The sequence below is a fragment of the Candidatus Pelagibacter sp. PS_28 genome (genome assembly GCF_059417885.1).
On sequence record NZ_CM182070.1, the window covers coordinates 88,183 to 113,014 of the forward strand.

Genomic DNA, 24,832 nt, shown 5'->3' on the forward strand with positions numbered 1-24,832 from the left:
AAATCATTTTTTACATATTGAATAAATCTAATAAGAATTTATATATGAAACATGCTTATTGATTTTAAAGACGAAGAATTTGAAACAAAAATTAAGAATGAAGATATCTCTGTAGTTCAATTTTCTGCAGAATGGTGTGCTCCGTGCAAGAGCCTTAAACCCATCATGGATAAGTTTTCAGATAGCTACAAAGATAAAGCAAACTTTTATTATGCTGACATAGAAAATGGTGGAATTAACACAGGTTCAGCTGCCGGTATAAGAGGTGTACCAACTGTTATTGTTTACAAAAAAGGTGTTGAAGTAGACAGAAAAGTTGGTGGAGTTGCTGAGAGTCAAATGAAAGAATTTCTAAATAAGAATATCTAGTTTAAGTTTAAAACTTCTCCCGCAAGATACAAAGATCCTGTTATTAAAATAATATCATTTTCTTGAAGATCAATTGAGCTAATTGCCTCCTCAATAGAATTTTTATAAATAATATTTTCAAAATCTTTAATTTTCTCTTTAAGTTCACTTCCCTTAATAGCATGGGGTTGATTTGGAATGTCAATTGTTGTTAATGATTTAATATCTTTAAAGTAACTCATATATTTATTGTGGTCTTTGTTGGCCATCATTCCTAAAATAATATGTTTGTTACAATTTAGACTTTGAAGATATTCATTTAATACCTTTGCACCAAGTGGGTTATGAGATCCATCAACAAATAATAAATTATTACTAGTTAAATCTTTTAATTTTCCAGATTTTAACTCTTGTAGTCGTGCAATACTTTCTATTTTAGTAATACCACTCTTAATATGTTCATCAGTTATTTTGTAGTCAGTTAATTGTCTAGCAGTTGCAATTGCTGTAGAGACATTTTCTAATTGAAATTCTCCAGGTAAATTAGGTTTTGGAAGTTTAAGAGCACCAAATTCATCCTCAAAATAAAAAAAATCATTTTCTTTTAATGTAAAATTATAATTTTTATTAAAGATTATTTTTTTAGAAGAGTTATCTTTAATTGTATTTTCAATACTTTTGCTTATTTCATTTGAACTTTGTTTTGCAACTACGATTTTAGAGTTTAACAAGGTGGATGTTTTCTCAAATATTATTTTTTCAACTGTTTGCTCTTCTTTTGGAAGCCAGTCTAAGTGATCCAGACCAATAGCTGTTACAATACTAGCTAAGTTTTTTTTTAAAATATTGGTTGCATCAAATCTATGAAATAGACCTGACTCAATTAAGTTAATGTTTTCAGGGTATTTCTTTGCATAATGAAAATAAGCAACAGTTAAAATTTCAAAGAAAGTGATTTGTGTTTGATTATTAGCTTCTTCTACTTCAGAAAAAAGATTGGCTAATTCATCATCTGTTAGAGTCTTATTGTTAAAGACAAATCTCTCATTAATTTTTTGAATGTGAGGACTGGTATAAATATTACATTTATAATCAGCCTCTTTTAAAATTGTATAAAGTGCCTGGATAGTTGAAAATTTTCCGTTCGTGCCAACAATAGAAATGCAGTTAATTTGATCTTGAGGATTGTCTAATTTTTTTAAAAGATTTTTAGTTCGATCTAGACTTAGATCTATCTCTTTAGGATGCAGCTTTTGTAAGCGCTCTACTATCTTCTGAAGTTTCATTTTCTGATGAATTTATAGCAGAATTTTTCTTTAACAATATTGATAATAATGATCCAATTTTTTCTCTTAGGTCTTTTCTCTCTACAATTAAATCTACAAAGCCAGTTTTTTCTACATACTCACTTCTTTGAAAGCCTTCTGGTAACTCTTCTCTTACAGTGCCTTGAATTACTCTAGCTCCTGCAAAAGCTATAAGAGCTCCTGGTTCTGCTAAGTGTAGATCACCTAACATTGCATATGACGCTGTAATACCACCAGCAGTTGGATCAGTTAGAACAACAATATAGGGTAAATTATTTTTCTTTAGTTCGTTAATTGCAAGTGTCGTCCTTGTCATTTGACTTAAAGATATAAGACTTTCCATCATTCTCATTCCGCCACCGGAAGTAAACACTACAAAAGGTTGTTCATTTTCTATTGCATGTTGAATTCCGTACAAAAAAGCTTCACCTTCTGCAGCACCAATTGAGCCACCTACAAAATCAAAATCAGATGCAATTGCTGTGATTTTTAAATTTAGAATATTAGTATTAACAACCATCATTCCACAATCCATGCCAGTTTTTTTTCTAGCAGCTTTTAATCTATCTTTATAAGGTTTTGCATCATTCCAATTTAAAGGGTCATCTTGAGGAATTGGAGTTTTTAAAACTTCATAATTATTTTTACCAAATATAATGTCAAATCTCTGACGTGGGCTTATTCTGTGGTGTTTGTTACAAGATGGGCAAACCCATAAGTTTTCTTCTAAATCTTTTTTTAAGATTGGCCCCTTACAACATGAGGTCCAGTCACTATTAGCTATCTCTGTTTTGGTTGCACGTGCTTTAATGATGGTTTTAATCTTTTCACCAAATCTTAAAGTTTTTTTAATCCAATTCATGCTATTTTTTTTCTTAACTTTAGCACAATATTAGTTACATTTGTGACAGGATTTTGGCGTTTTTTAATAGAATTTGATATTTCTTTACATAAAGCACTGCCAACCACTAATCCATCAGCCTTTCTTAAAGATGCTATGGTTTTTTCAGTGATCCCAAAGCCTATTACAATATTCTTATTCTTGTTAAGTTTTTTAATTTTACTGTAACGCTCTAAAATTTTTTTAGGCGAAACCTTTAGCTTGCCACCAGTTGTTGAGAGCATACTGATATAATAGACCATATCATGTGAGTCTCTTATAATCTTTTTCATTCTGTCTAAAGACGTAGTAGGAGATACTAATTGAATAAAACTAATATCTTTTTTCTTACATTTTTTTGCAAATTCTTTATTTTCTGGATAAGGAAGGTCAACAACAATTAATCCATCTACTCCTACTTTTTTACAAATGTTTATAAAGTTATTATCTCCATATTGATAAATCATATTATAATAACCCATCAATATTACTGGTTTTGATTGTTTTGATTTTTTAAAATTTTTAACTATTGAAAAAACATCTTTAATTTTGATACCATTTTTTAAAGCTCTATAAGCGCTTGATTGAATCTGTCCACCATCTGCAATTGGAGTGTTATGAGGAAATCCTATTTCGCAAATGTCAGCATATTTTGCAATTGATTTTAATATCTCAAGAGACTTCTTTTTAGTATTATCTCCAGCTACCGTGTAAGTTAGTAATGCAGGTCTCTTTTCATTTTTTACTTTTTTAAATGCTAAGTTGATTAATGACATCTTAGTTAATTTTTCCCAATCTTTCTTTTAAAATATCACGATCCTTTTTGGCATCACCACAAGAATTAACAATAATGATAGTATCTTTGTTTAATTTTGGAGCAATTTTTATAGCTTCAGCAAAAGCATGACTAGGTTCAAGACTTGGGTTTATTTTTTCAAGTTTTGTAACTAGTTTGTATGCATTTAAAGCAGCCTCATCAGTTGCAGATATATATCTTGCTCTTTTAGTATCTTTTAAGAAGCAGTGAATAGGGGATACCCCAGGATAATCTAATCCAGCAGAAATAGAAGCGGTATCGTTAATTTGTCCTTCACTATTTTGACAAACATAAGCTGCAGCTCCATGCAATATTCCAAGTTTAGCTCCATTAGTTAGAGGTGCTGCATGTAGTTTTGAACTTTTTGGTCCACCAGCTTCAACACCAATTAATTCAATCTGTTTTTTGTCATAATCAATAAACTCACTCCAAAACCCATAAGCTGAACTTCCACCTCCAACACAATTAATGAGTTTAATTTTTTTAGGCATCTTTTTAAATTCTGACTGAATTTGAACTTTCAATTCTCTTGAAATTTGAGCTGTACTCCAGCCACAAATTTTAACAAATATATTAGGGCCTACTGTTGATCCAACACACATATGGGTGTTATCGCAATTTGAAACCCAATAACGCATACATTCACTAACAGCATCTACTAATGTTTGGCTTCCTGAATAAACGGGTACAACTTCTGCACCATTCTTTTTCATCGCATCTACATTAGGTTTTTGTCTTTTAATATCCTTTGCACCCATGAATATTTTGCATTTAAGGCCAAATTTTTTAGCTGCCATACTCAGCATCTTTCCAGCATAACCTGCACCCGTATCACCAACGACATATTTTTTCCCTGCTTTTTTAGCAATAAGACAATGAACTGTTGCATTATAAATTTTATGAGCTCCTCCGTTCGCCTCTGACACCATTTTGGCATATATTTGAGCTCCACTTAAGTGATCTGATAGGTTTTGAAGTTTAACAAATGAAGTAGGAGAGCCTATATAATTCTTAAAATAATAGTCTCTCTCTTTAAGAAATTTCTTATCGTATCTAAGTTTTTCAAAAAGTTCAGTTAAATCCTCAATAGGCTTTTTTAAAGTTTCAGGTATAAAATTACCACCAAATTTACCACCCCAAAATCCATTTTTGTTGTGCTGATCGATTAAAGGAATCTTTTTTTTAAGTTTCATTGTTAATTGATTTAATTTTGTTTAAAAAAATATTTATTTTTGAAATATCTTTTAATCCAGATGTTTCTAGACCTCCAGAAATATCTATAATGTCTGCTATTTTTTTATAATTTTCAAGGTTATCTTCAATTTGAATATTCCCAGCAAGCATCAATTCTTTATTAATCTTAATATTCTTAATTAATTGATGATCAAAGGACATGCTTTTTTCATAACCTTTACTGTCGAATAATATTATATCTGCAAGTTCATTATATTCTAAATATTTAACTGTGTCATTTTGATCTTTTACAGTTATAGCAACAATAATTTTCTTATTATATTTTTCTTTAACTGATTTAACTTCAGTAGGTGTACAATCATAAAGCTGATAATAATCGAATGGCAAATCCTTTATTTTTTCTAATATATCTTCATTAGGTTTAACTAATACAGCAACATATTCTGATTTTTTTTTATCAACTTTTAATAGCTTTTTAAGCTTGTCATGTTCAACAAATCTTTTTGATTTAGGCCAATTACAAATAAACCCTATCATCTTAGGTGGAGTAGGATGGGAAGTTAAAAATTCTAAAGTTTTAGAGTCGGAGATCCCACAAATCTTGCAGGGTTGGATCATTGATTTAAGTGATTAATTAATCTTTTAATGTTGTTTTTGATATTACCCTTTACTAATGACCTTCCCATTACAATGCCAGAAACTTTATTTTTAAAAGCATCATTAGGAGTCATTACTCTAGATTGATCATTTGCATCATCTCCAGGTAGCCTTATTCCTGGCGTAACAATAAATAAATTTTTGTATTTTTTCCTAACTATTTTTGCTTCTTGTGCAGAACACACAATTCCAGCTGCACCTGATTTTTTTATAAGACCAGCTTGTTTTAATACTAACTGCTCTACGGTCTTGGTGTGACCAATTTCTTTAAGAGATTTTTTGTTTAGGCTAGTTAAGATTGTAACTCCTATTACTTTTAAATTTTTGTTAATTGATTTAGCTTTTTTTGTAATAGCTTTAAGCATTTCAAGGCCACCATTTACATGAACTGTAATATATTTACATCTCTTTAAATCTTTTAAACTATCCATTGCAGATAAAGCAGTTTGTGGAATATCATTTATTTTTAAATCTAAGAAATAATCTCTCTTAAAATTTTGAAGAAAAGCTCTCCCACTTTTTGAATAAAAAAATTGTAAGCCAAATTTTGGAATTATTTGAAGTTTATTAGTTTTCGTATCGCTAATTATTTTTTTTATTTCTTTTAAGCTTGATGTATCACAAGCAACAAAGATATTTTTATTCATCATTGTTTAATTTTTTAAACATTTCCTTAGACATTTTAAAGTGAATTGTTTTTTTTTCAGGCGTATTCACTTTCTCTCCCGTTTTAGGGTTTCTTGATATTCTTGCTTTTTGAATATTAGTAGAGAACATTCCAAAACCTCTTAATTCAACACGATCTCCTCGTTTAAGGGCCTGCTTTATTTCAGTAAGAATAATATTAGTAAACTTTTCTAGGTCTTTTTTTAAAAAATTTGGGTAATTATTAGCGAGTTGTTTTAGAAGCTTTGATTTTACAATGGCCAATTTTTATTCGTCTTCTTTTTTCTTTTTCTCTAAATCATCAGATAATGATGAGAAAGGTAAGTTTTTACCGCTTGCTTCAGAACCGTAAGTATCTAGTGCAACTTTACGCTCAATTTCCTCTAAAAGTTTAATACTTAATGTTGCTTTTCTTTTATCTATATCTAACTCTTGAATAGCACAGTCAATTCTTTCTCCACCTGTAAATCTAGCAGGTCTTGCATCAGCAGCATTAATAGCTATTGCAGATTTTTTAATAATGAAGTCCATTTCACAGCCTTCAGGTCTTACAACAAGACCTTTGTTGTCAGTTGAAATAATCTTAACAGTGATAGTTTGTTTAACCTTTTTATCATTAAACCAATCAAAAGGGTCTGGTTGAGTTTGGCGTAAGCCAACTCTAACTTTTTGTTCTGCAGCTTTTACTTCTAACACTTTAACTTTTAATTTATCGCCAATTTTATATTTAGCCAATTCTTCTTCACCATTATTTAGGTAAGTTAAATCATTACAATGCAAGAAAGCATCAATATCTAAGCCATCAACTTTTAAGAAAATAGAATATTCATTTTTACTTGCAACTTCACCCTCAACCTCAGATCCAATTGGGTAAGTTTTTTCAAATGTTTCAAAAGGGTTATCAGTTGTTAAACGGTGAGATATTGCCACTCTTCTTTTTTCTTTATCAATTTCAGTGATTACACAATCAATTTCATCTCCAACTTTAAACATTTTTTTTGCAGAAATATTTTTTTTAGTCCAACTTAATTCACTTGAGTGCAATAAAGTTGATAATCCTTTTTCAAGCTCACAAAAAGCTCCAAAGTCCATAAGCTTAACAACTTTTACTTTATAGATTTTGTTTAGTTCATAATTTGAAATGTTTTCAAAAGGGTCTGGTGTAAGCTGTTTTACTGAACAACCAACCTGAAGCTTTTCAAGATCAACACTGATTACTTTAAGGTCATGTTTCTCACCGATTGTAAAAACTTCATCAGGGTGATTAACTCTTGAATAAGAAATTTCTTGTAAGTGAACTAAAACATCAAGCTCACCATTAACACTAAAAAAACAACCAAATGAACTGTAGCCTTTTACTTCAGCACCTTTAATTATATCTCCAACTTTGAATTTTTCGACAATTTTAATTTTATCTTCTTTTTTAAATGAAGAGATTATTTCTCTTCTAGAAACACATGCGTTTCCTCTAACTTTATCTAATTTTATTAGAGCAAATTTTTGAGGCTCATTCATTAAATGACTAATGTCTTTTAATGGTTTATCTGAAATTTGAGATCCAGGTAAAAACATTAAAGAACCAGTATCGATGTGTTCAACTATACATCCACCTTTAACACGTCCAGTAATTTTACCCATGATAGGTTCATTTTTTTCATACGCTTCAACAAGTTTGTCCCAACCTTGAATTTTTTGAGCTTTTGAAGCTGATACTAGTACTTCACCTTTTTTATCTTCTAACCTTTCAAGAAGAACAGAAATTTTTTCACCTACTTTTGCTTTATCAAGCATACCCATGCTTTTTAATTCATTAATATCTAAGATAGGCTCTGATTTTAAACCAGGCACTTCAAGAAACACAAAGTTATCAGTAACTTTGTTTACTACACCAGTAATAATTTTTCCTTCTTCAAGATTTGCTGTTTTAGTAAACTGTGAATTTAGTAATTGTTCGAATTCTTTAGAGGCGGGGTTTGAAAGGTCTTTATAAATTTCCATTAAGCTTTTAGTTTCCTATCCATAATTTGTTTAATTTTTAAAAAGCATGATCTTTTAGTTAAATTCGTGGTATTAATCAAGACCGAATCTCGAGTTCTCATAAGAGGTGAAACTTTTCTATTATAGTCACTTTTGTCACGGTTTTTGATACTTTTTAGGACTTCATTAAAAGATATTTTCTTATTTAGTCCTTTTAACTCTTTATACCTTCTTAAAGCTCTAGTCTTAGTATTTGCTGTTATAAAAAATTTAAAATCAGCATCAGGAATTATCTTATAAGTTATGTCTCTTCCATCTAAACAAGATCCATTATACTTTTTGGGAGGATGATAAGCGCTTTTAATTTGAAATGCATGAACAAGTTTTCTTATTTTTTTATCTTTTGATATAATTGATGCCATTGTTCCAACTTCATCTGATAATAATTTTTTATTTTGCAAATCTTTCATAGTTAATTTGAGCATCTTTTTTTTTATTAAACTATGACTATACTTATTTGGTTGAGTAAGTTTAATATTTGCAATTAATCTATAAATTTTTCCTGTATCTAAATAAAATAAGTTGAAATGTTTAGAAATTAATTTTGCTTGAGTGCCGGCACCAGCAGCAGCAGGTGAGTCTATTGCGATTTTAATTTTTTTTTTTAGCTTCATAGTGATGAATGGTTTATATTTTTAATTATCTTCAAAAAAGATGGAAAGGAAGTATTTATAGAGTCTTTATTGTGAATTTTCCATTTTCCACCAAAGGTTAAGGCAGCAATTGTGCTCATCATAAAAACTCTATGATCCTTTAAATAGTTTTTAACAGTTATTGGTTTTTTTATTTCTAAATCAGGTTGTCCATAAATCTTAATAGAATCGTTTGTTAAATCTGTTTTTATACCCATCATATTTAAAATTTTAGAACCCCAAATTAATCTCGGACTTTCTTTTTGGTTTAGTTCTGAGAGGTCTTTAAAATAAGAAATACCTTTTGCTTTTGCTGCAATTAAAAAAATAACCAAAAATTCATCAATGGCACTACTATTTAATTCTACTGGACAATTAATAGCTTTAAGTTTTTTTGAACTTTTTATTAAAATATCTGAAATTTTTTCTCCTCTATAATTTTTTTGGTTTTTAAATGTTATTTGGGCTCCCATTTTTTTTAAGATTGTAATAACTCCCACTCTAGAAGAATTTATATTTACATTCTTAATTAAAAGTTTTGAATTATCAGCAAGCATTGTTAGCACCATAAAAAAAGCACTTGAGCTTATATCTCCTGGAATTTGATAATTGAAGGCACTAATTTTTTTTGGTTTTTTAATATCTATAAAATCAAACTTTTTAGTCTTTCTTACTTTGATTGGAATTTTTAAATATTTAAAAAGTAATTCTGTGTGATTTCTTGATTTTTTTGCTTTAATAGAAGTTGTTCCTGATGCATTTAGTGCTGCAAGCATTACGCTACTTTTGCATTGAGCTGAACCTTTGTTCTCAAAATATTTAATTCCTTTTGCCGATTGTGTGCCAAGAATTGTTAAAGGCAGTTTATTCATTGTTTTATAAGAAAATTTAACCCCAAATTTCCTTAAAGGTGTGGTCACTCTTGAAAAATCTCTCTTAGATAAACTTTTGTCACCAATTATTTTTATTTTTTTAGGAGATTTAATTAAAAGCCCTAAAATTAATCTAGCAAGTGTTCCAGAATTTTTAGCATCTATTGTTAAGTTTTTATTGTATTTAAAGCCATTAATTCCATTGCCTACTATTTCACAGTAATTTTTTTGTATCCTCACTTTTATGCCAAGGTTTTTGATACTATCAATTGTAGCTAATACATCTTCTGACATTAAAAGGTTGTAAGCTTTAGATCTTCCAATTGCTTGGGAGGCTAAAAGGACCCACCTTATACTTAAACTTTTATCACCACTAACTTCTATTTCTTTTTTAAATGAATTAATTTTTTTTTTAATTATAAGTATTTTTGCCATTTTAATTAAATTTAAAGGCGTCGCCAAAATAGGCATTTTTTGCTTCAATATTATTAACTAAATCGCTGGGTGAGCCGTGAGCCACAATTTTACAATTGGACAAAATCAAAGCAATATCTACGCAGGACAGTAAATCTCTTGCTTGATGATCACAGATACAGATTGTTATATTGTTTTCCGTTTGTAAGTTAACTATAATTTCCTTAAGCATTTTAATTGTAAGAACATCTAGTGCTGCAAAACATTCATCAAGCAATAAAATTTCGGGATCACTTAATAAAGCTAATGCAATCACTAGTTTTTTTTTTTGACCACCAGACAAATATTTTGCTTTAGTGTCTCTAATGGCATCAAGCTCAAATTTAGCAATCAATTGATCAATTTTATCTTTAATCAATTCTTTTTCCAATATTACTATTTCAGCAATTGCTTTTAAATTTTCTAATAATGTAAGATCACCAAAATATCCTCCGTATTGAGGAACATAGCCAATCTTAAATTTTGTAGTCCTTAAATATATTGGGTAGTCATTAACAACAGTACCTCTAAAAGTAATTTTGCCATAGTCTGGCTTTATTAAACCTGTAATTAAATTAAAAATAGTTGATTTTCCAACTCCATTAGGTCCCAACATTCCAAGAATTTGTCCATGATTTATTTTGAAGCTCACGTTATCTAAAACTTTTCTATTTCCAAATGATAAAGATATATTATCCAGTGATATTATAGGCTGGGGATTTTTAAATGATTTAATTCTAAATTTTTTTATAAGAGCCATATTAATTTATTCCCTCAATTACAACTTTTTTAGACTGATCAAGCATAAAAATTTTAGTATCATTATTGGTAAGATTCACTTCCATTTTATCAGCAATCATTTTTGTCTTACTACCAACATAAACAATATTAGTTGAGAAAATACCAATATTATTTACAAAAGAAAAATCTAATAACTCGCCTGTTATTTTATGCCCAGGATAAGTTGCTATAACATTTTTTGAAAAAATAGTGTCATAATTTTTTGAATTATATTTAGCAAAATCTGAAGTTACTTTAATTGTGCTAGAGTTTTTAAGGGTTATAAAAGCAGCTACATTTTCTAAAAACATTATATCAGGTTCATTTATTTTAATTTTTGTTCTATCAGCTATAATTTCATATTTGTTTTCACCAATTTTAGAAATGTAACTAATATTTTCTATATAATTACTGGCTTCGTCTTTAATGTTTTCAGTTTTTAAGGTCTTTATTTTAGTTGCCAAATCTTCTGAGTCTTTAGTAAAATAATTTAAATACACAGCTGATGAGATTAAGATTATTATAAAAACTATTATTAACTGAATTAAACTTTTTTGACCCATCTAATTGATGTTAGTCTCTAATATTTTGTGAATATGTAGTATTCCAACAGTTCTTTTTAAGTTTTTTTTGCTGTGAACACATAAAGAGGTGATCTTTTTGCTGTTCATGATTGATAAAGCTTTTTCTACTAAGGTATCTTTATCAATACTGATGGGGTTTAAAGTCATAACCTCTTTAACAGTTAAACTCTGTAGATTGTCATTTACCTCATTAAATCTTCTAATTTGACCATCTGTAATAACTCCTGTTGTAATCCCTTTGCTATTCCTAACCACCAATATTCCAAGTTTTTTATTTGATATTATTTGTAAAGCTTTTTTCATTATTAAATTACCATTTACAAAAGGAATTTTATTTCCAGTTATCATTATCTCCTCTACTGTTCTTAGTTTGGCCCCAAGATTTCCTGAAGGATGAAATTTTTTAAAATCTTTTTTGCTAATTTTTTTTTGATTTAGAGTTGATATTGCTAATGCATCACCAATACTTAATTGATTTATAGTACTTGAAGTTGGAACAATACCAAGTCCTGCCTCAGTTACCTCTGGTATAAGTAACTTAATGTCTGACGCTTTATATAGTATTGAGTCTTTTTTAGACATTATGCCTATTAAAGTAATTTTATTTCTGTTGGCATATTTTATTATATTCTTTAATTCTTCTGTAGATCCTGAATAACTTATTAAAATTAAAATATCTTTTTTTGAAATGCTACCAAGATCACCATGAGAACAGTCATTTGCAGATAGTGAAAACGAAGGTGTTCCAACAGAAGAAAGTGTTGCTGAAATTTTTGCTGCTATTAATCCACTTTTGCCAACACCACATAGTATTACTTTAGATTGACATTTTGATATTGCATCAACAGCGTCATTAAATGAATTATTAATTGAATTTTTTAATTTTTTTAGAGCTTTGATTTCAAGATCAATTACACTCTTTGCAATTTTTTTATAATTTCTTTTTTTCATTTAATGAGACCATATATCGTCTTTAAATAAAGCCAAATCAAGATCAACTCTAGTTTTTAAAAATGCTAAACAGCTCTTATATAAATCAATTCGTTTTTCTCTTACTAGAATTTTATTTAATTCTTCATGAATTTTATGCAAATAAATAACATCATTAGCACAATATTTTAATTGTGCTGGAGATAGTTCTCCTCCAAAATCTGAACTTTGAAATTGTTTACTTACATCTACGTTCATAAATTCTTTAATTAACGTTTTTAGGGAGTGACTGTCAGAATAGGATCTAGCTAGCTTTGAAGCAATTTTTGTATCAAGAATATTATTAGTTTCTGTTTTTAGGTAATGCTTTATGTGAGCCATGTCCGCCCTACCATAGTGAAATATTTTGGTGATTGATTCGTCAGAAAGAACTTTATTTAAGTTTGGAGTATCATATTTTTCCCTATCAAGCTGGATAATATGAGCATCAGAATTACCAGTTGATATTTGAATAAGACATAAAGGATCACGTTTAACATTGAGACCCATAAACTCTCCATCAACCGCTATAATATTGCCTAAATCTAAATCTTCTGGTAGATCACTCTTGTGAAGTTTAATATCAATATTCATTTTTAATTATATATATATGAAAGCAAAAAATTGTCTAATTTTTGGCGGTAGTGGTCAAATAGGTCGTCATTTAATAAGAAAGCTTACTAAAAATAATTATAAAGTAACTGTGGTTACTAGAAACCTTCATCAAAAAGGATATGCAATAAAAACTCAAGCTAATGCAGGTTACATAGACATTGTTGAAGCTAATATCTTTGATGAAAAAAAAATTAGAAAGCTTTTCTCTCAAACTGATATTTGTATAAATTTAATTGGTATTTTGTATGAAAGTGGCAAGGGCAATACTTTCAAAAATATTCACTCTATTTTTCCATCTATTTTATCTAAACTTTGTAAAGAATATAAAGTTCAACAATTTATTCATTTGTCAGCATTAGGAATAAATAATGCACCAGATTCAGAGTATGCAAAAAGTAAATTAGATGGTGAACTTAATATTCAAAAAAATTTTCCTTTAGCAACAATATTAAGGCCCTCTGTAGTTTATTCGGTAGATGATAATTTTACTACTTCTTTTATGACCTTACTCAGTAGGCTTCCATTTTTCCCACTTTATTATAATGGATCAACTAAATTTGCTCCAATACATTGTTCAGATTTAACTGATACCATTTATCATGCTGTATCTAAAAATATTTACTCTAAAATTATAGAGTGTGTTGGGCCTGACATCTTATCCTTAAAAGAAATTTTAAAAAAATTATTACATTTAATAGATAAAAAAAGATTATTAGTACCATTACCTCTTTTTGTAGCAACTATGTCTGCTAAATTTTTTCAATTATTTCCAAAACCACTCCTAACAATAGATCAGCTTACGCTTTTAAAATATGACAATGTTCCTTCAGGTAAATATCAAACTAATGCTGATATTGGGGTTACAAGCACAAGAGTATTTGATAATGAAGTAGAAAAATATAGCTATATGTGGAGAGAAGGTGGGCAATTTTCTACAAAAAAATATAACCCTGCTAATTCTTAATAGAATTTCCTATACTAAAATTGTATGATTATTTATGATAATTAATATTATTTATTTTTTAATATTCTCAATTTTCTCTTACCTAATTTATCTAATCATAAAATCTCTGATCAGAGGGTTTAATGAAAAGAATAAGAAATAAAAAATTAAGATTAATTAAATTAAAAAATTATTAAGCAGTATTAATTTTTTTATCAACATACTGAGGTGTCTCTTCATCTTTATCAGCTACAGGCTCTTCTTTTCTTCCTTTTGGCTGATAGGCATATAGCAAATGAAGTTTGCAATATGAAAAATCTTTTAAAGACGATCGCCCACAAAAATAAAATGATTGTTCTTCAGGATGACCTATAGGCCATTTACAAGAGCTCTCATCTAGTTCTTCTAATTTCTTAGGATTTTCTGGTTCAAAATCTTTTTCAATAATTAAGGATTGAAACTTACTTTTTCGGCCTCTTTTTTGCTTAGAAGAATTTTCTTCTGAACTATTATCAAAATTTTGGCTTGAAGATGCATTTCTAGTTTTAATTTTTGATGATAAATTTAATCTATGAGCTTTACCAATTACTGCATTTCTACTAATACCGCCGATTATTTCAGCTATTTGGCTTGCAGTGCTTCCTTTGCCCCAAAGTTCTTTTAACTTTTCTACTTTTTCCTCGTTCCAGCTCATATTCTATATTTAGTATGTTAATTAATTTTTATAACTATATACAGATCACACAAGATTAAAAAAAAGACAATGGATTTTTCTGTTTTATACACATCTTTTTTTAAAATTTATATATGATTACTTATGGTTGAATTGGATAAAAAATATCATATCGGAGTTAAAAAGTTTGGCTTTGTAAATTGGATTGGCTTTAAAAGCCTATGGCTTAAAGAGTGTAACAGGTTCATGGCAGTTTGGCAGCAAACTTTGCTATCTCCACTTGTTTCAAGTTTATTATTTTTATCAGTTCTATCCCTAGCTTTAGGCAATAATAGAGGAGATGTACTTGGCTATTCTTTTATAAATTTTTTAGCTCCTGGTTTAATTGCGATGAGCATCTTAACACAATCATTTAGTCACTCTGTTTCTTCACTAATGATAGGAAAAATTCAAGGAAATATTGTTGACATGCTCTATGCACCATTATCAGCCCTTGAAGTATCAATGGCAATAATATTGGCTGCCTTAACAAGAAGTTTTTTAATAGCTATAATTTCAATAGCTGTCTTTTCATTAATAGTTGATATCACAATTTATAATATTTTTTATATTTTTGTATTTGGTTTTTTAAGTGCATTTATTCTTGGAAGTCTTGGTTTTATAACTGGTCTTTGGGCTGAAAAATTTGATCATACAGCAACTGTAACAAATTTTATAATAACTCCATTAAGTTTTTTATCTGGAGTATTTTATTCAATAGATAAACTTCCACAATTTTTTCAAACGATAAGTCATATTAATCCATTTTTTTATATGATCGATGGGTTTAGATATGGGTTCTTAGGAAAATCAGATGGATCGATAACAGTAGGCTTAATCTATCTAATTATATTAAGTGTTCTCATGTGGTATGTTGCTTTTCTTCTTTACAAAAAAGGTTATAAAATTAAATCTTAGTTAATGAGCGCTTTAGCAAAAAATTATAATAGAAGAAAAATTTCCTTTAAATATGGTAAAGGAAGTTTTTTATATTCTACTAATGGAAAAAAATATTTAGACTTTGTTCAGGGAATAGCAGTAAATTCCTTGGGGCATGCGAACCCATATTTAATAAAAGCAGTTAACAAACAATCTAAAAAACTTTGGCATGTTTCTAATGCATTTATCATTCCGGAGGGAGAAAAATTGGCTAAAAGATTGGCAAAAAAAACTTTTGCAGATTTTATTATTTTCCAAAATAGTGGAGCAGAGGCTACAGAGGCTGCAATTAAAGTTGCTAGAAGATATTTTTATTCGATAGGACAACCTTCAAAAAATAGAATTCTTTGTGTTAAAAATTCATTTCATGGAAGAACATTAGCTACAATTTATGCTAGTGGATCAAAGAAGATGACAGAGGGCTTTGGACCAAAAGTTGATGGATTTGACCATTTTGAATTTGGAAATCATAAAGATTTTAAAAAAAAAATAACAAAAAAAACGGCTGCTATTATGGTTGAAACTGTGATGGGAGAAGGAGGAATTAAAGTTATACCCAATTGGTGTTTAAAAGAATTAAGAAAGATTTGTGATAAGAGAAAAATTTTATTAATTTTAGATGAAGTTCAGTGTGGAATTGGAAGGAGTGGAAATTTTTTTGCATTTGAAAATTCGAAAATTAAGCCCGATATTGTCCCAATAGCAAAAGGTATTGGAGGTGGATTTCCGTTAGGTGCAGTTTTAATGAATAAAAAGGTAGCATCAGGAATGACAGCTGGAACTCATGGGTCAACATTTGGTGGCAACCCACTAGCTATGTCTGTTGGAAATGCTGTTTTAGATCAAATATTAAAAAAAGGATTTCTTTCAAATGTTAAAATATTATCAAAATATTTTCATTCAGAATTAAATAAATTAAGAAAAAAGTTTCCTAAAATAATTAAAGAAGTAAGAGGCGTTGGTTTATTAATCGGATTGCAACTTCATAATGATCAAACAAAATTTATACAGAAACTAATGGATAATAAATTATTAACTATTAGAGCAGCTGAAAATGTTATTAGAATATTACCTCCTCTAAATGTTAAAAAAGAAGAAATAAAAATTGCAATAAATATTATTAAAAAAGTGTGTTCTACTTATAAGTAAATATGAAACATTTCATCAACCTCAAAGATATACCTTCAGCAGACCTTAAAAAAATCATCATTGATGCAAAGAAAAGAAAACAAAAAAGAAAAAATTATAACACTCTAGAAGTTGATAAAGATAAACCTTTAAAAGGCAAGCTACTCATTCAAATGTTTGAAAAGGCAAGTTTGAGAACGCGATTGAGTTTTTACCTTGCAATAAAACAACTAGGTGGAGGAACTATAACACTTAGAGCTAACGAATTACACCTAGGAAAAGGTGGGGAAAGTCTAGCAGATACAGCTAAAATCTTATCAACTTATGGAGATGGTTTTATGCTGAGAACTGATAGTGATGAAAAAATAGAAGAATTTAGCAGATACTTAAAGATACCAGTAATAAATGGTTTAAGCCCATCGTCTCATCCAACACAAGTGCTATCAGATATTTTCACAGTTGAAGAGATTAAAAAAAAATCTATTTCCAAATTAAATATTTGCTGGATTGGAGACTCTAATAATGTTCTGAATAGTTTGATTGCTGCTTCAGTTAAATTTTCATTCAACTTAAATATTGGCTGTCCCAAGAATTATGGTCCTAAAAAATTTGTATTAGATTGGGTAAAAAAAAATAAAAGAAAAATTCATATTTTCAATGATGCTAAAAAAGCAGTTAAAAATGCTGATGTAATTTTTTCAGATAAAGTAATTTCATTGAACGATAAAGTTAATAAAAATAAAAAAATTAAAGATTTTAGAAACTTTCAAATCAATTCAAAATTGATGAGTTTTGCTAAAAAAGATACAACTTTTTTACACTGTCTTCCAAGGGGAGAAGAGGTTACAGCAGATGTTTTTTTGGGAAAAAATTCTGAAGTATGGCTACAGGCCCTTAATAGAGTGCATGTTCAAAAAAGTATTTTATTATATTGTTTTGGTAAATTAAGGTAGCTGTTTAGGGCTATCACTATTTTGATTTAGGTACTTAATAATCGAGGCTCTATCTGCTTCTTTTCTCAAGCCAGCGTAAGACATTTTTGTTCCTTTCAAATATGAGCTAGGTTTTGTTAAAAAACCATTAAGTTCTTCAAAAGTCCAGTCTTTACCATATGAGGCTAAAGTTTTAGAATATTTGTAGTCTTCTACAGCACCTACTTTACTGCCCACTACGTTATAAAGAGCAGGACCAATTTTATTTGGACCACCTTTTTCAATAGAGTGACATGCTGCACATTTTTTAAAAATTTTTTCACCTGAAGTTACATCGCCTAGGGCCATTATAGCGGCAATGTCTACTTTTTGCTCAACTTCAGCAACTTGAGATACTGTGGAAGCTGGTTGTCCTTCTACTTCAACTTGATACCCTGGATTTTCTGGTTTATTTACATGAAAGACACCGTCGGCAACTTTTCCTAAACCAATTACAAGAAGTGCAACCATTAAAATAGCAGCAATAATTTTATTAAGCTCGAACGAATCCATATAAATTTTATTATTTTGCAGATATAACATGATAATTAAAAAAATACTTAATTTTTAATTTTTAATTTTGCGTCTGTTAGACGCACAAATTGGTAAATTTATAATGGCTAAAACATTAATATTAATCCCATCGAGAATGTCAGCAAGTAGATTGCCAGGTAAACCACTTTTAACAATTAATAATTTATCAATAATTTCTCATGTATTTAAAAAGGCAGAAGAAACAAATATTGGTGAGGTAGTAGTAGCAACCGAAGATCAAGAAATATTCGATGATGTTGAAAAAAATGGTGGTAGAGCTATTTTGACGAGTAACACTCACAAAACCGGCACAGATAGAATTTTTGAGGCTTACGAAAAGCTTAATATTAAAGACATTGATTTTATATTAAACCTGCAAGGGGATGAACCAAATATCAATAAAAATGATATTATAAATTTAAATAACTTTATGATTAATAGTAATTCTGGAATTGGAACGCTAGCAGCAGAAATTAAAAATGATAAAATGTTAATTGATCAAAATGTAGTTAAGGTTATTACAGAAACAAAATTAGAAAAGAATAATTTTCCAACAGCATTAAATTTTACTAGAGATGGTTTTTCAAGAAATGATCAAAATATTTATCATCATATTGGAATCTATTCATATAAAACAAGTACATTAAAAAAATTTGTTAGTCTGGACCAAACATTTAAAGAAAAAAAAAATAGATTAGAACAGTTAAGAGCATTAGATAATAATCTGAAAATCAACGTTGCTTTGGCAAACTTTTCTCCCATTGGTGTAGATACAAAAGAAGATTATCTAGCTATAAAAAAAATTATGGAATATAAATCCTAAAATGACCAAAATTTATTTTCAAGGAACATTCGGTGCTTATTCACATTTAGCAGCGCTAGAAATAAATCCTAAAGCAGAAATAATTCCATGTAAAACATTTGATGAATGTTTTTCAAAAACATCTCAAGATAAAAATTCGAGAATGGTAATTCCAGAATCAAATCGAATTACAGGAAATATTGGAATCGAATATCTTATTTTTAAGTATAGACTTAATATTTATGCAGAACATTTTCAGAAAATTGAACATAATTTATTAGGACAGCCAGATAGCAATTTAAGTGATATCAAAGATGTTTATTCTCATGCTCAAGCTTTATCACAATGCTCTAAATTTATTAAAAAAAATAATTTAGTTGAACATATTCGTGCAGATACTGCTGGTTCGGCTGAGACAATTTCAAAGTCTAAAATTAAAACGGAAGCAGCAATTGCCTCTACTTTAAGTGCTGAAATTTATGATCTAAAAATACTTTCAAAAAATATTGAAAATGAAAAAGGAAATTCTACGAGGTTTTTGGTAATGGGTAATGAAGTTTTACAGCCTGATTTTGGTGATAAAAAATACATAACTTCTTTTCTATTTAAGTTAAAAAGTAAGCCTGCAGCTCTCTATCAATCATTAGGTGGCTTTGCGATAAATGGAGTTAACCTTACAAAACTTCAAAGCTATCCAGAGCAAAATTCCTTTGAGTCATATTTTTTCTTATGTGATTTAGAGGGACACATAGACAATCCAAAAGTACAAAAGTCTTTAGAAGAATTAGGACTTCATTGCCAAGATTTTCACGTACTAGGTGTTTTTGAGGCTGATAAGTTTAGAGAAAAATAACTTAGAAACTTTTCTTGTAGAATAGAAAACATTACTGTTATAATAGTTTTGGAGGCTAGAGGTGGATACTGCTTGAACCCGACCAGATCTTAACGGAAGCAGTCGTAGAGACAGTTATTCAGGTTCTAGTCTCCTTTATATAAAATGAATAAAAATACAAAAGTTTTAGCATTAAAGTACAGACCTCAGACATTTAATGATCTTATAGGGCAAGATGTTGTTGCGGAAACAATTTCTAACTCTATTAAGGCTAATAAAGTGCCTAATGCCTATCTTTTTACTGGAATTAGAGGAATAGGAAAAACGACAACAGCAAGGATTGTTGCAAAATCTCTAAATTGTTCAAATGGAATAGATAATTTGTGTAAAGAGGAGCTTTGTGAAAATTGTAATGCCATTTCTAACTCAAATCATATTGATGTATTGGAAATGGATGCAGCAAGTAAAACAGGGGTGGACGATGTAAGAGACCTTATTGAATTTTCTAGATATGGCCCAACTACTGCTAAATATAAAATATTTATAATTGATGAAGTTCACATGCTTAGCAAACAAGCATTCAATGCATTGTTAAAAACCTTAGAGGAGCCACCAGAATATTTAAAATTTATCTTTGCAACAACAGAAATAAAAAAAATTCCAATTACAGTAGTCTCACGTTGTCAAAGATTTGATTTATCTAGAATTAAATCTATAGAGTTGTTTGATTTTATTAAGAAAATTAAAGAAAAAGAAAATGGTAACGCATCAGATGATGCTCTTAAATTAATTGTTAAAATTTCTGAGGGTTCAGTTAGGGATGCGCTATCGTTACTTGATAGAGCTCTACTTACTTTGGATAAAGACAAAGAATTAGATCTTGCAGCAGCACAAAAAATATTTGGTTATTTTGATAAGTCTCAATTAATTGATTTATTTGAATTAATATTTGAAGGTAAAGAAACTGAAGTTCTCAACAATTACAGAGAAATATATAACCAGGGTGTTGAACCAAAAATTTTTATTAATGATTTCTTAGAGCTCTTATATTATTTTAAAAATATTGATTCACTAAATTTGGATGGTAATAATTTTTTATTGAATGATGAAGAGTTTAATAAAATTAAAGATCTTTCAGAAAAAGTTAACAATGAGACCCTAATATTATTTTGGCAATTTACTATTAAAACACTTGAGGAGCTTGATATTGTTTCTAATCAACATTTATCAATGGAAATGTTCTTAATTAGATTAATTCATTTAAAAAGCATTAAACACGAAAGTGAAAAATATAAAGAAGATAGCAAACTATTAGTTGAAAGTGAAAACCAAACATCTTTTTCACCAAAAAAAACAAACGAAGATATCTTTGGAATAAAAGATAAATCTGAAACAATAGGGCAAATGAAAAATATTGTTCAGGAAAAAGATATCAAAGAAAAAGAAAATAATAACATTGAAACAAATACCAGTCTTATAAATTCATTTGATGATCTATTAAAAGCATGCTCTTCTAAAAAAGAGATTAAATTAAAATATGAATTAGAAAAAAATGTTAACCTTGTAAGTTTTGAGAGCAAAAGAATTGAAATTTCATTTAATGAAGATTTAGATAAAGATTTTATTAAAGATCTTTCAACAAAACTTTTTGAATGGACTAATGAAAGATGGATTATAAGTCTAAGCAAAACCAAAGGACAGCCATCAAAAAAAGAAGAAGAAATTAATGAAAAAAAAGAACTGATAGAAAGTGCAAAGAACTCCCCAATTTATAAAGATATTTTAAAAAAATTCCCTGACGCAGAACTTATTGATGTTAAACCTAGAAAAGAAGATTAAAGAATGACTGATTTTACAAAAATTTTAGATAAAGCAAAAGAATTAGAGGCTAAAATGAAAGAGAGCCAAGAAAAAATAAAGAACATTCAGGTAGAAGGAACGTCTGGTTCAAATTCTGTAAAGGTTACTTTAAATGGTGAAAATGAAATGATCAAAATTGACCTTTCGGACGAAATATTAAAGGAAAATAAAATTATAATCGAAGATTTGATAGTGGCTGCCCATAATAATGCAAAATCAGAATTAAAATCTAAGACATCTGAAGAAATTTCTAAGTCTACAAGTGGATTAGGTATTCCTGGTTTTAAATGGCCACTTTAAGAATATGCAAAATATTAATGAGATAGAAGAGTTAATTAAATTAATTTCAAAACTTCCTGGCTTAGGTCCTAAATCTGCAAAAAGAATTGTTTTAAAACTTATTAATAATAGGGATGAACTTGTAAAGCCAATGGCAAACACTTTGGCGCAAGTTTATAAAAATGTAATTAGGTGTCAATCTTGTGGTACTTTAAAATCTAATTCATTAGGCTGTAACAATTGTGAAAATTCAAAAGAAAAATATAATAAAATATGTGTAGTTGAAGACATTGCAGATCAATGGTCAATTGAAAATTCAAATATCTATAAAGGCTACTTTCATATTCTTGGTGGCACCATTTCTTCTGCTGGTCAGAGAAAAGAAGATCTTTTGATTAATTCATTAGTAGAAAGAGTTTCAAGAGAAAATATTGAGGAAGTTATACTAGCAACAAGTGCAACAGTAGAAGGTCAAACTACCGCTTATTACATAGAGGATAGTTTAAAAAAAACTTCTACTAAGGTTACAAAACTTGCTCAAGGACTTCCTGTTGGTGGCGAAATAGAAAGTCTCGATGATGGAACTTTATATTCAGCTTTTAAAAACAGAACTGGAATTAAAACTAATTCTGACTAGATTTCTTTAATAATCGATTTAGATGTAATAACGGTTCGGTGTAACCCGAAGGTTGCTCTTTACCTTTAAAGATTAAATCACAAGCTGTCTTAAAAGCAATTGATTGCTCAAAATTTTCAGACATCATTTCGTAGCTTCCTCTTCCAGAGCGAGTATAGGCACCATCATTTTTATTTTGATCATCAACAATTTTTGCCATTTTTTTCATTACTTCCATAACTTGTGATTTTGTACAAATATCGTGATGTATCCAATTAGCTATATGTTGAGAAGAAATTCTTAAAGTGGCTCTATCCTCCATCAAACCAACATTATTAATATCAGGTACCTTTGAACAGCCAACTCCATGATCTATCCATCTGACGACATACCCTAAAAGAGTTTGTGCAGAATTGGAAATTTCGGAGTTAATTTCTTCCATTGACCAGTTTGGTCTGTCTGCTACAGGAATTGTTAACAAATCATCCAGTTTTGCAGATTCTCTTTTTTGAATTTCTTTCTGTTTCTCAAAAATATTTATTTCATGATAATGAAGAGCATGAAGAGCTGCCGCTGTAGGTGAGGGAACCCAAGCACAATTTGCACCAGCATTTAGATGCCCAGTTTTTTGTTCCATCATCTCTTTCATTTTGTCCGGCATAGCCCACATTCCTTTGCCAATTTGAGCCTTACCAGAAAGACCACATTGAAGACCTATGTCTACATTGTTATTTTCATATGCCCCAATCCATTTAGAAGATTTCATGTCTCCTTTTTTAATCATAGGACCAGCTTCCATTGAAGTATGCATTTCATCACCAGTACGATCTAAAAAACCAGTATTAATAAAAAATACTCTATTTTGCAGTGTTCTAATACACTCTTTTAAATTTGATGAGGTTCTTCTCTCTTCATCCATAATTCCAATTTTACAAGTGTATTTTTCCAATCCTAAAACTTCTTCAACTTTAGTAAAAATTAAATCAGTAAATGAGGTTTCATCAGGGCCATGCATTTTTGGTTTAACAATATAAATGGAACCAGTTCTAGAATTACCTTTTTTTTTAATATCATGAAGGCAAGCTGCTGAAGTTATAAAGGCATCCATAATACCTTCTGGTATTTCAGAACCATCTTTTAAAGTGATTGCTGAGTTAGTCATAAGGTGTCCAACATTCCTTACCAATAATAAACTTCTTCCATGTAGCTTTAATCCTTTTCCATCTTTAGAAATATAACTTCTGTCGGGATTTAATTTACGCTCATAAGTCTTTCCATTTTTTTCAAAAGTTGATTTCAAATCACCTTTCATAAGTCCAAGCCAATTACGATAACAAATAACTTTGTCATCAGCATCTACTGCAGCAACACTATCTTCATTATCACAAATAGTTGAAACTGCAGCTTCAACAATAATATCACTAATTTTAGCAGGATCTTGTTGAGCGCTAAAAGCATTTGGGTCTATAATTATTTCTATATGAAGATTATTATTTTTTAAAATTATTGCTGATGGATCATTGGCCTCTCCTCTATGACCAATATATTTATCTTTATTTTTTAAAGATGATTTATTACTATCTTTTAATACTGTTAAAGAGCCATTATCAATTTTAAAGCCTGTAATATTATGCCATTCAAAATTTTCTAGAGGAAAATATTTTTCTAAAAAGTCTCTTCCATATTTTATAACCATTTCTCCTCTTAAAGGATCGTATCTTTGAGTGGCACTATCCTCAGATGGATCGATTACATCTGTACCATATAAACTGTCATATAAACTCATCCATCTAGCATTAGCTGCATTCAGTGCATACCTTTCATTCATGATTGGAACTACTAATTGAGGTCCAGCAATACTAGTTATTTCTTCATCAACATTATTTGTTTTGATTTTAAAATCAGGGCCTACTTCTTTTAAATAATCAATTTCTTTTAAAAATTTTTTATACTCCTCTAGATTGATTTCATTTCCTTTATTTGCAATATGCCAATCGTCTATTTTTTTTTGTAAATCTTCTCTTATTTTTAATAGCTCTTTATTTTTTGGGGCTAGCTCATGAACTACTTGGTCGAAGCCTTCCCAGAATTTTTCAGAAGAAATATTTGTATCTTTAAGCAGCTCTTCATTAACGAAGTTAAGCAATTTATTAGAAACTGATAGATTGTGTATTTTTGTATATTGTTCTTTCATAGCACCCATTTTCCCCATCTGTATTTTTGCCTGAGAGTTTTGCTCCATCGGCGAGATAAATCTCTTTCCAGAGTGTTATGTTTGTTATCGGTCCATTTGCCTGAGAGTTTCCGGGGTGGTTGCTCCTTCGGCGCTATTTAAAATAGTCTCTCCCGATATTGATTAAGACTATCTCTTAATAGAATTATGTCAAATATAAATTATTTGAAAC

Annotated in this window: 27 protein-coding genes and 1 riboswitch; of the genes, 10 read left to right on the plus strand and 17 right to left on the minus strand. The window is 29.3% G+C overall.

Annotated elements, in window-relative coordinates; genetic code table 11:
* Positions 1 to 51 precede the first annotated feature (51 nt).
* On the plus strand, positions 52 to 369 hold the full coding sequence (locus AC5SMR_RS00450) for a thioredoxin family protein (protein WP_494576971.1): 318 nt from the start codon (positions 52 to 54) through the stop codon (positions 367 to 369).
* On the opposite strand, the gene AC5SMR_RS00455 is transcribed toward AC5SMR_RS00450, so the two are convergent.
* The 14 genes from AC5SMR_RS00455 to AC5SMR_RS00520 are packed head-to-tail and all read right to left on the minus strand — an operon-like array spanning position 366 to position 12,790.
* On the minus strand, positions 366 to 1,634 hold the full coding sequence (locus tag AC5SMR_RS00455) for a bifunctional folylpolyglutamate synthase/dihydrofolate synthase (protein WP_494576972.1): 1,269 nt from the start codon (positions 1,632 to 1,634) through the stop codon (positions 366 to 368). The genes AC5SMR_RS00450 and AC5SMR_RS00455 overlap by 4 nt on opposite strands.
* Complete coding sequence (locus AC5SMR_RS00460) at positions 1,588 to 2,517, minus strand: acetyl-CoA carboxylase carboxyl transferase subunit beta (RefSeq protein WP_011281746.1); 930 nt, start codon at positions 2,515 to 2,517, stop codon at positions 1,588 to 1,590. Before AC5SMR_RS00460 ends, AC5SMR_RS00455 begins: the two co-directional genes overlap by 47 nt.
* Entirely contained in the window at positions 2,514 to 3,311 is a 798-nt protein-coding gene (trpA, locus tag AC5SMR_RS00465) for a tryptophan synthase subunit alpha (RefSeq protein ID WP_494576973.1), read from the minus strand. Before trpA ends, AC5SMR_RS00460 begins: the two co-directional genes overlap by 4 nt.
* A 1-nt stretch (position 3,312) precedes the next feature.
* Positions 3,313 to 4,545 (minus strand): tryptophan synthase subunit beta, encoded by a 1,233-nt coding sequence (trpB, locus tag AC5SMR_RS00470; protein WP_494576974.1) that lies wholly within the window; start codon positions 4,543 to 4,545, stop codon positions 3,313 to 3,315.
* Complete coding sequence (locus AC5SMR_RS00475) at positions 4,535 to 5,164, minus strand: phosphoribosylanthranilate isomerase (RefSeq protein WP_494576975.1); 630 nt, start codon at positions 5,162 to 5,164, stop codon at positions 4,535 to 4,537. Before AC5SMR_RS00475 ends, trpB begins: the two co-directional genes overlap by 11 nt.
* The gene (gene pyrF / locus AC5SMR_RS00480; protein ID WP_494576976.1) at positions 5,161 to 5,853 is read right to left on the minus strand and encodes an orotidine-5'-phosphate decarboxylase; all 693 of its coding nucleotides are present in this window, start codon (positions 5,851 to 5,853) and stop codon (positions 5,161 to 5,163) included. The genes AC5SMR_RS00475 and pyrF overlap by 4 nt, the downstream gene beginning before the upstream one ends.
* Positions 5,843 to 6,133: an HU family DNA-binding protein gene (locus AC5SMR_RS00485; RefSeq protein WP_494576977.1), complete on the minus strand. Its 291-nt coding sequence runs from the start codon at positions 6,131 to 6,133 to the stop codon at positions 5,843 to 5,845. Before AC5SMR_RS00485 ends, pyrF begins: the two co-directional genes overlap by 11 nt.
* Before the next feature lie 3 nt (positions 6,134 to 6,136).
* Positions 6,137 to 7,867, minus strand: coding sequence for a S1 RNA-binding domain-containing protein (locus AC5SMR_RS00490; RefSeq protein WP_006997411.1), 1,731 nt, complete (start codon positions 7,865 to 7,867; stop codon positions 6,137 to 6,139).
* The gene (locus AC5SMR_RS00495; RefSeq protein ID WP_020169046.1) at positions 7,867 to 8,520 is read right to left on the minus strand and encodes a (d)CMP kinase; all 654 of its coding nucleotides are present in this window, start codon (positions 8,518 to 8,520) and stop codon (positions 7,867 to 7,869) included. The genes AC5SMR_RS00490 and AC5SMR_RS00495 overlap by 1 nt, the downstream gene beginning before the upstream one ends.
* On the minus strand, positions 8,517 to 9,845 hold the full coding sequence (aroA, locus tag AC5SMR_RS00500) for a 3-phosphoshikimate 1-carboxyvinyltransferase (RefSeq protein ID WP_494576978.1): 1,329 nt from the start codon (positions 9,843 to 9,845) through the stop codon (positions 8,517 to 8,519). The genes AC5SMR_RS00495 and aroA overlap by 4 nt, the downstream gene beginning before the upstream one ends.
* 1 nt (position 9,846) lies before the next feature.
* Positions 9,847 to 10,623 carry an ATP-binding cassette domain-containing protein gene (locus tag AC5SMR_RS00505; protein WP_494576979.1) on the minus strand — a complete coding sequence of 259 codons (777 nt, stop codon included), beginning with the start codon at positions 10,621 to 10,623 and terminating at the stop codon, positions 9,847 to 9,849.
* A gap of 1 nt (position 10,624) precedes the next feature.
* Positions 10,625 to 11,206 carry an LPS export ABC transporter periplasmic protein LptC gene (lptC, locus tag AC5SMR_RS00510; RefSeq protein WP_494576980.1) on the minus strand — a complete coding sequence of 194 codons (582 nt, stop codon included), beginning with the start codon at positions 11,204 to 11,206 and terminating at the stop codon, positions 10,625 to 10,627.
* A complete protein-coding gene (locus AC5SMR_RS00515; protein WP_494576981.1) occupies positions 11,207 to 12,178 on the minus strand; it encodes a KpsF/GutQ family sugar-phosphate isomerase in 972 nt (323 codons plus the stop codon).
* Complete coding sequence (locus AC5SMR_RS00520) at positions 12,179 to 12,790, minus strand: ribonuclease D (RefSeq protein WP_278386961.1); 612 nt, start codon at positions 12,788 to 12,790, stop codon at positions 12,179 to 12,181.
* Between the two features lie 16 nt (positions 12,791 to 12,806).
* Here AC5SMR_RS00520 and AC5SMR_RS00525 point away from each other — a divergent pair, with 16 nt between their 5' ends.
* On the plus strand, positions 12,807 to 13,775 hold the full coding sequence (locus tag AC5SMR_RS00525; RefSeq protein WP_494576982.1) for a complex I NDUFA9 subunit family protein: 969 nt from the start codon (positions 12,807 to 12,809) through the stop codon (positions 13,773 to 13,775).
* 172 nt (positions 13,776 to 13,947) lie between these two features.
* On the opposite strand, the gene AC5SMR_RS00530 is transcribed toward AC5SMR_RS00525, so the two are convergent.
* Entirely contained in the window at positions 13,948 to 14,448 is a 501-nt protein-coding gene (locus tag AC5SMR_RS00530; protein ID WP_494576983.1) for a GcrA family cell cycle regulator, read from the minus strand.
* Between the two features lie 123 nt (positions 14,449 to 14,571).
* Between AC5SMR_RS00530 and AC5SMR_RS00535 the strand changes: the two genes are divergently transcribed.
* The 3 genes from AC5SMR_RS00535 to argF are packed head-to-tail and all read left to right on the plus strand — an operon-like array spanning position 14,572 to position 17,486.
* Complete coding sequence (locus AC5SMR_RS00535; protein WP_494576984.1) at positions 14,572 to 15,384, plus strand: ABC transporter permease; 813 nt, start codon at positions 14,572 to 14,574, stop codon at positions 15,382 to 15,384.
* Positions 15,385 to 15,387: 3 nt separating this feature from the next.
* Positions 15,388 to 16,554 (plus strand): aspartate aminotransferase family protein, encoded by a 1,167-nt coding sequence (locus tag AC5SMR_RS00540; protein ID WP_494576985.1) that lies wholly within the window; start codon positions 15,388 to 15,390, stop codon positions 16,552 to 16,554.
* A 2-nt stretch (positions 16,555 to 16,556) separates the two neighbouring features.
* Positions 16,557 to 17,486, plus strand: a complete 930-nt coding sequence (argF, locus tag AC5SMR_RS00545; RefSeq protein ID WP_494576986.1) for an ornithine carbamoyltransferase — start codon at positions 16,557 to 16,559, stop codon at positions 17,484 to 17,486.
* On the opposite strand, the gene AC5SMR_RS00550 is transcribed toward argF, so the two are convergent.
* Complete coding sequence (locus AC5SMR_RS00550) at positions 17,478 to 18,017, minus strand: c-type cytochrome (RefSeq protein ID WP_271626137.1); 540 nt, start codon at positions 18,015 to 18,017, stop codon at positions 17,478 to 17,480. The genes argF and AC5SMR_RS00550 overlap by 9 nt on opposite strands.
* Before the next feature lie 103 nt (positions 18,018 to 18,120).
* On the opposite strand from AC5SMR_RS00550, the gene kdsB reads away from it, so the two are divergent.
* From kdsB to recR, 5 genes are all read left to right on the plus strand, one after another.
* Entirely contained in the window at positions 18,121 to 18,861 is a 741-nt protein-coding gene (gene kdsB / locus AC5SMR_RS00555) for a 3-deoxy-manno-octulosonate cytidylyltransferase (RefSeq protein WP_494576987.1), read from the plus strand.
* Between the two features lies 1 nt (position 18,862).
* Positions 18,863 to 19,693 (plus strand): prephenate dehydratase, encoded by an 831-nt coding sequence (locus AC5SMR_RS00560; protein ID WP_494576988.1) that lies wholly within the window; start codon positions 18,863 to 18,865, stop codon positions 19,691 to 19,693.
* A 144-nt stretch (positions 19,694 to 19,837) separates the two neighbouring features.
* Positions 19,838 to 21,511, plus strand: a complete 1,674-nt coding sequence (gene dnaX / locus AC5SMR_RS00565; RefSeq protein ID WP_494576989.1) for a DNA polymerase III subunit gamma/tau — start codon at positions 19,838 to 19,840, stop codon at positions 21,509 to 21,511.
* Between the two features lie 3 nt (positions 21,512 to 21,514).
* Positions 21,515 to 21,832: a YbaB/EbfC family nucleoid-associated protein gene (locus AC5SMR_RS00570; protein WP_006997395.1), complete on the plus strand. Its 318-nt coding sequence runs from the start codon at positions 21,515 to 21,517 to the stop codon at positions 21,830 to 21,832.
* Between the two features lie 4 nt (positions 21,833 to 21,836).
* Positions 21,837 to 22,448 (plus strand): recombination mediator RecR, encoded by a 612-nt coding sequence (gene recR, locus AC5SMR_RS00575; protein WP_006997394.1) that lies wholly within the window; start codon positions 21,837 to 21,839, stop codon positions 22,446 to 22,448.
* Here recR and AC5SMR_RS00580 read toward each other — a convergent pair.
* Entirely contained in the window at positions 22,435 to 24,630 is a 2,196-nt protein-coding gene (locus AC5SMR_RS00580; protein WP_494577412.1) for a malate synthase G, read from the minus strand. The two genes, recR and AC5SMR_RS00580, sit on opposite strands and share 14 nt — an antisense overlap.
* Before the next feature lie 69 nt (positions 24,631 to 24,699).
* Positions 24,700 to 24,786, minus strand: a riboswitch (glycine riboswitch).
* Positions 24,787 to 24,832 lie beyond the last annotated feature (46 nt).

Coding starts and splice junctions, on each gene's coding strand:
- AC5SMR_RS00450 (WP_494576971.1), top strand. CDS start 52: ATGCTTATTGATTTTAAAGACGAAGAATTTGAAACAAAAATTAAGAAT.
- AC5SMR_RS00455 (WP_494576972.1), bottom strand. CDS start 1,634: ATGAAACTTCAGAAGATAGTAGAGCGCTTACAAAAGCTGCATCCTAAA.
- AC5SMR_RS00460 (WP_011281746.1), bottom strand. CDS start 2,517: ATGAATTGGATTAAAAAAACTTTAAGATTTGGTGAAAAGATTAAAACC.
- trpA (WP_494576973.1), bottom strand. CDS start 3,311: ATGTCATTAATCAACTTAGCATTTAAAAAAGTAAAAAATGAAAAGAGA.
- trpB (WP_494576974.1), bottom strand. CDS start 4,545: ATGAAACTTAAAAAAAAGATTCCTTTAATCGATCAGCACAACAAAAAT.
- AC5SMR_RS00475 (WP_494576975.1), bottom strand. CDS start 5,164: ATGATCCAACCCTGCAAGATTTGTGGGATCTCCGACTCTAAAACTTTA.
- pyrF (WP_494576976.1), bottom strand. CDS start 5,853: ATGATGAATAAAAATATCTTTGTTGCTTGTGATACATCAAGCTTAAAA.
- AC5SMR_RS00490 (WP_006997411.1), bottom strand. CDS start 7,867: ATGGAAATTTATAAAGACCTTTCAAACCCCGCCTCTAAAGAATTCGAA.
- AC5SMR_RS00495 (WP_020169046.1), bottom strand. CDS start 8,520: ATGAAGCTAAAAAAAAAAATTAAAATCGCAATAGACTCACCTGCTGCT.
- aroA (WP_494576978.1), bottom strand. CDS start 9,845: ATGGCAAAAATACTTATAATTAAAAAAAAAATTAATTCATTTAAAAAA.
- AC5SMR_RS00505 (WP_494576979.1), bottom strand. CDS start 10,623: ATGGCTCTTATAAAAAAATTTAGAATTAAATCATTTAAAAATCCCCAG.
- lptC (WP_494576980.1), bottom strand. CDS start 11,206: ATGGGTCAAAAAAGTTTAATTCAGTTAATAATAGTTTTTATAATAATC.
- AC5SMR_RS00515 (WP_494576981.1), bottom strand. CDS start 12,178: ATGAAAAAAAGAAATTATAAAAAAATTGCAAAGAGTGTAATTGATCTT.
- AC5SMR_RS00520 (WP_278386961.1), bottom strand. CDS start 12,790: ATGAATATTGATATTAAACTTCACAAGAGTGATCTACCAGAAGATTTA.
- AC5SMR_RS00525 (WP_494576982.1), top strand. CDS start 12,807: ATGAAAGCAAAAAATTGTCTAATTTTTGGCGGTAGTGGTCAAATAGGT.
- AC5SMR_RS00530 (WP_494576983.1), bottom strand. CDS start 14,448: ATGAGCTGGAACGAGGAAAAAGTAGAAAAGTTAAAAGAACTTTGGGGC.
- AC5SMR_RS00535 (WP_494576984.1), top strand. CDS start 14,572: ATGGTTGAATTGGATAAAAAATATCATATCGGAGTTAAAAAGTTTGGC.
- AC5SMR_RS00540 (WP_494576985.1), top strand. CDS start 15,388: ATGAGCGCTTTAGCAAAAAATTATAATAGAAGAAAAATTTCCTTTAAA.
- argF (WP_494576986.1), top strand. CDS start 16,557: ATGAAACATTTCATCAACCTCAAAGATATACCTTCAGCAGACCTTAAA.
- AC5SMR_RS00550 (WP_271626137.1), bottom strand. CDS start 18,017: ATGGATTCGTTCGAGCTTAATAAAATTATTGCTGCTATTTTAATGGTT.
- kdsB (WP_494576987.1), top strand. CDS start 18,121: ATGGCTAAAACATTAATATTAATCCCATCGAGAATGTCAGCAAGTAGA.
- AC5SMR_RS00560 (WP_494576988.1), top strand. CDS start 18,863: ATGACCAAAATTTATTTTCAAGGAACATTCGGTGCTTATTCACATTTA.
- dnaX (WP_494576989.1), top strand. CDS start 19,838: ATGAATAAAAATACAAAAGTTTTAGCATTAAAGTACAGACCTCAGACA.
- AC5SMR_RS00570 (WP_006997395.1), top strand. CDS start 21,515: ATGACTGATTTTACAAAAATTTTAGATAAAGCAAAAGAATTAGAGGCT.
- recR (WP_006997394.1), top strand. CDS start 21,837: ATGCAAAATATTAATGAGATAGAAGAGTTAATTAAATTAATTTCAAAA.
- AC5SMR_RS00580 (WP_494577412.1), bottom strand. CDS start 24,630: ATGGGTGCTATGAAAGAACAATATACAAAAATACACAATCTATCAGTT.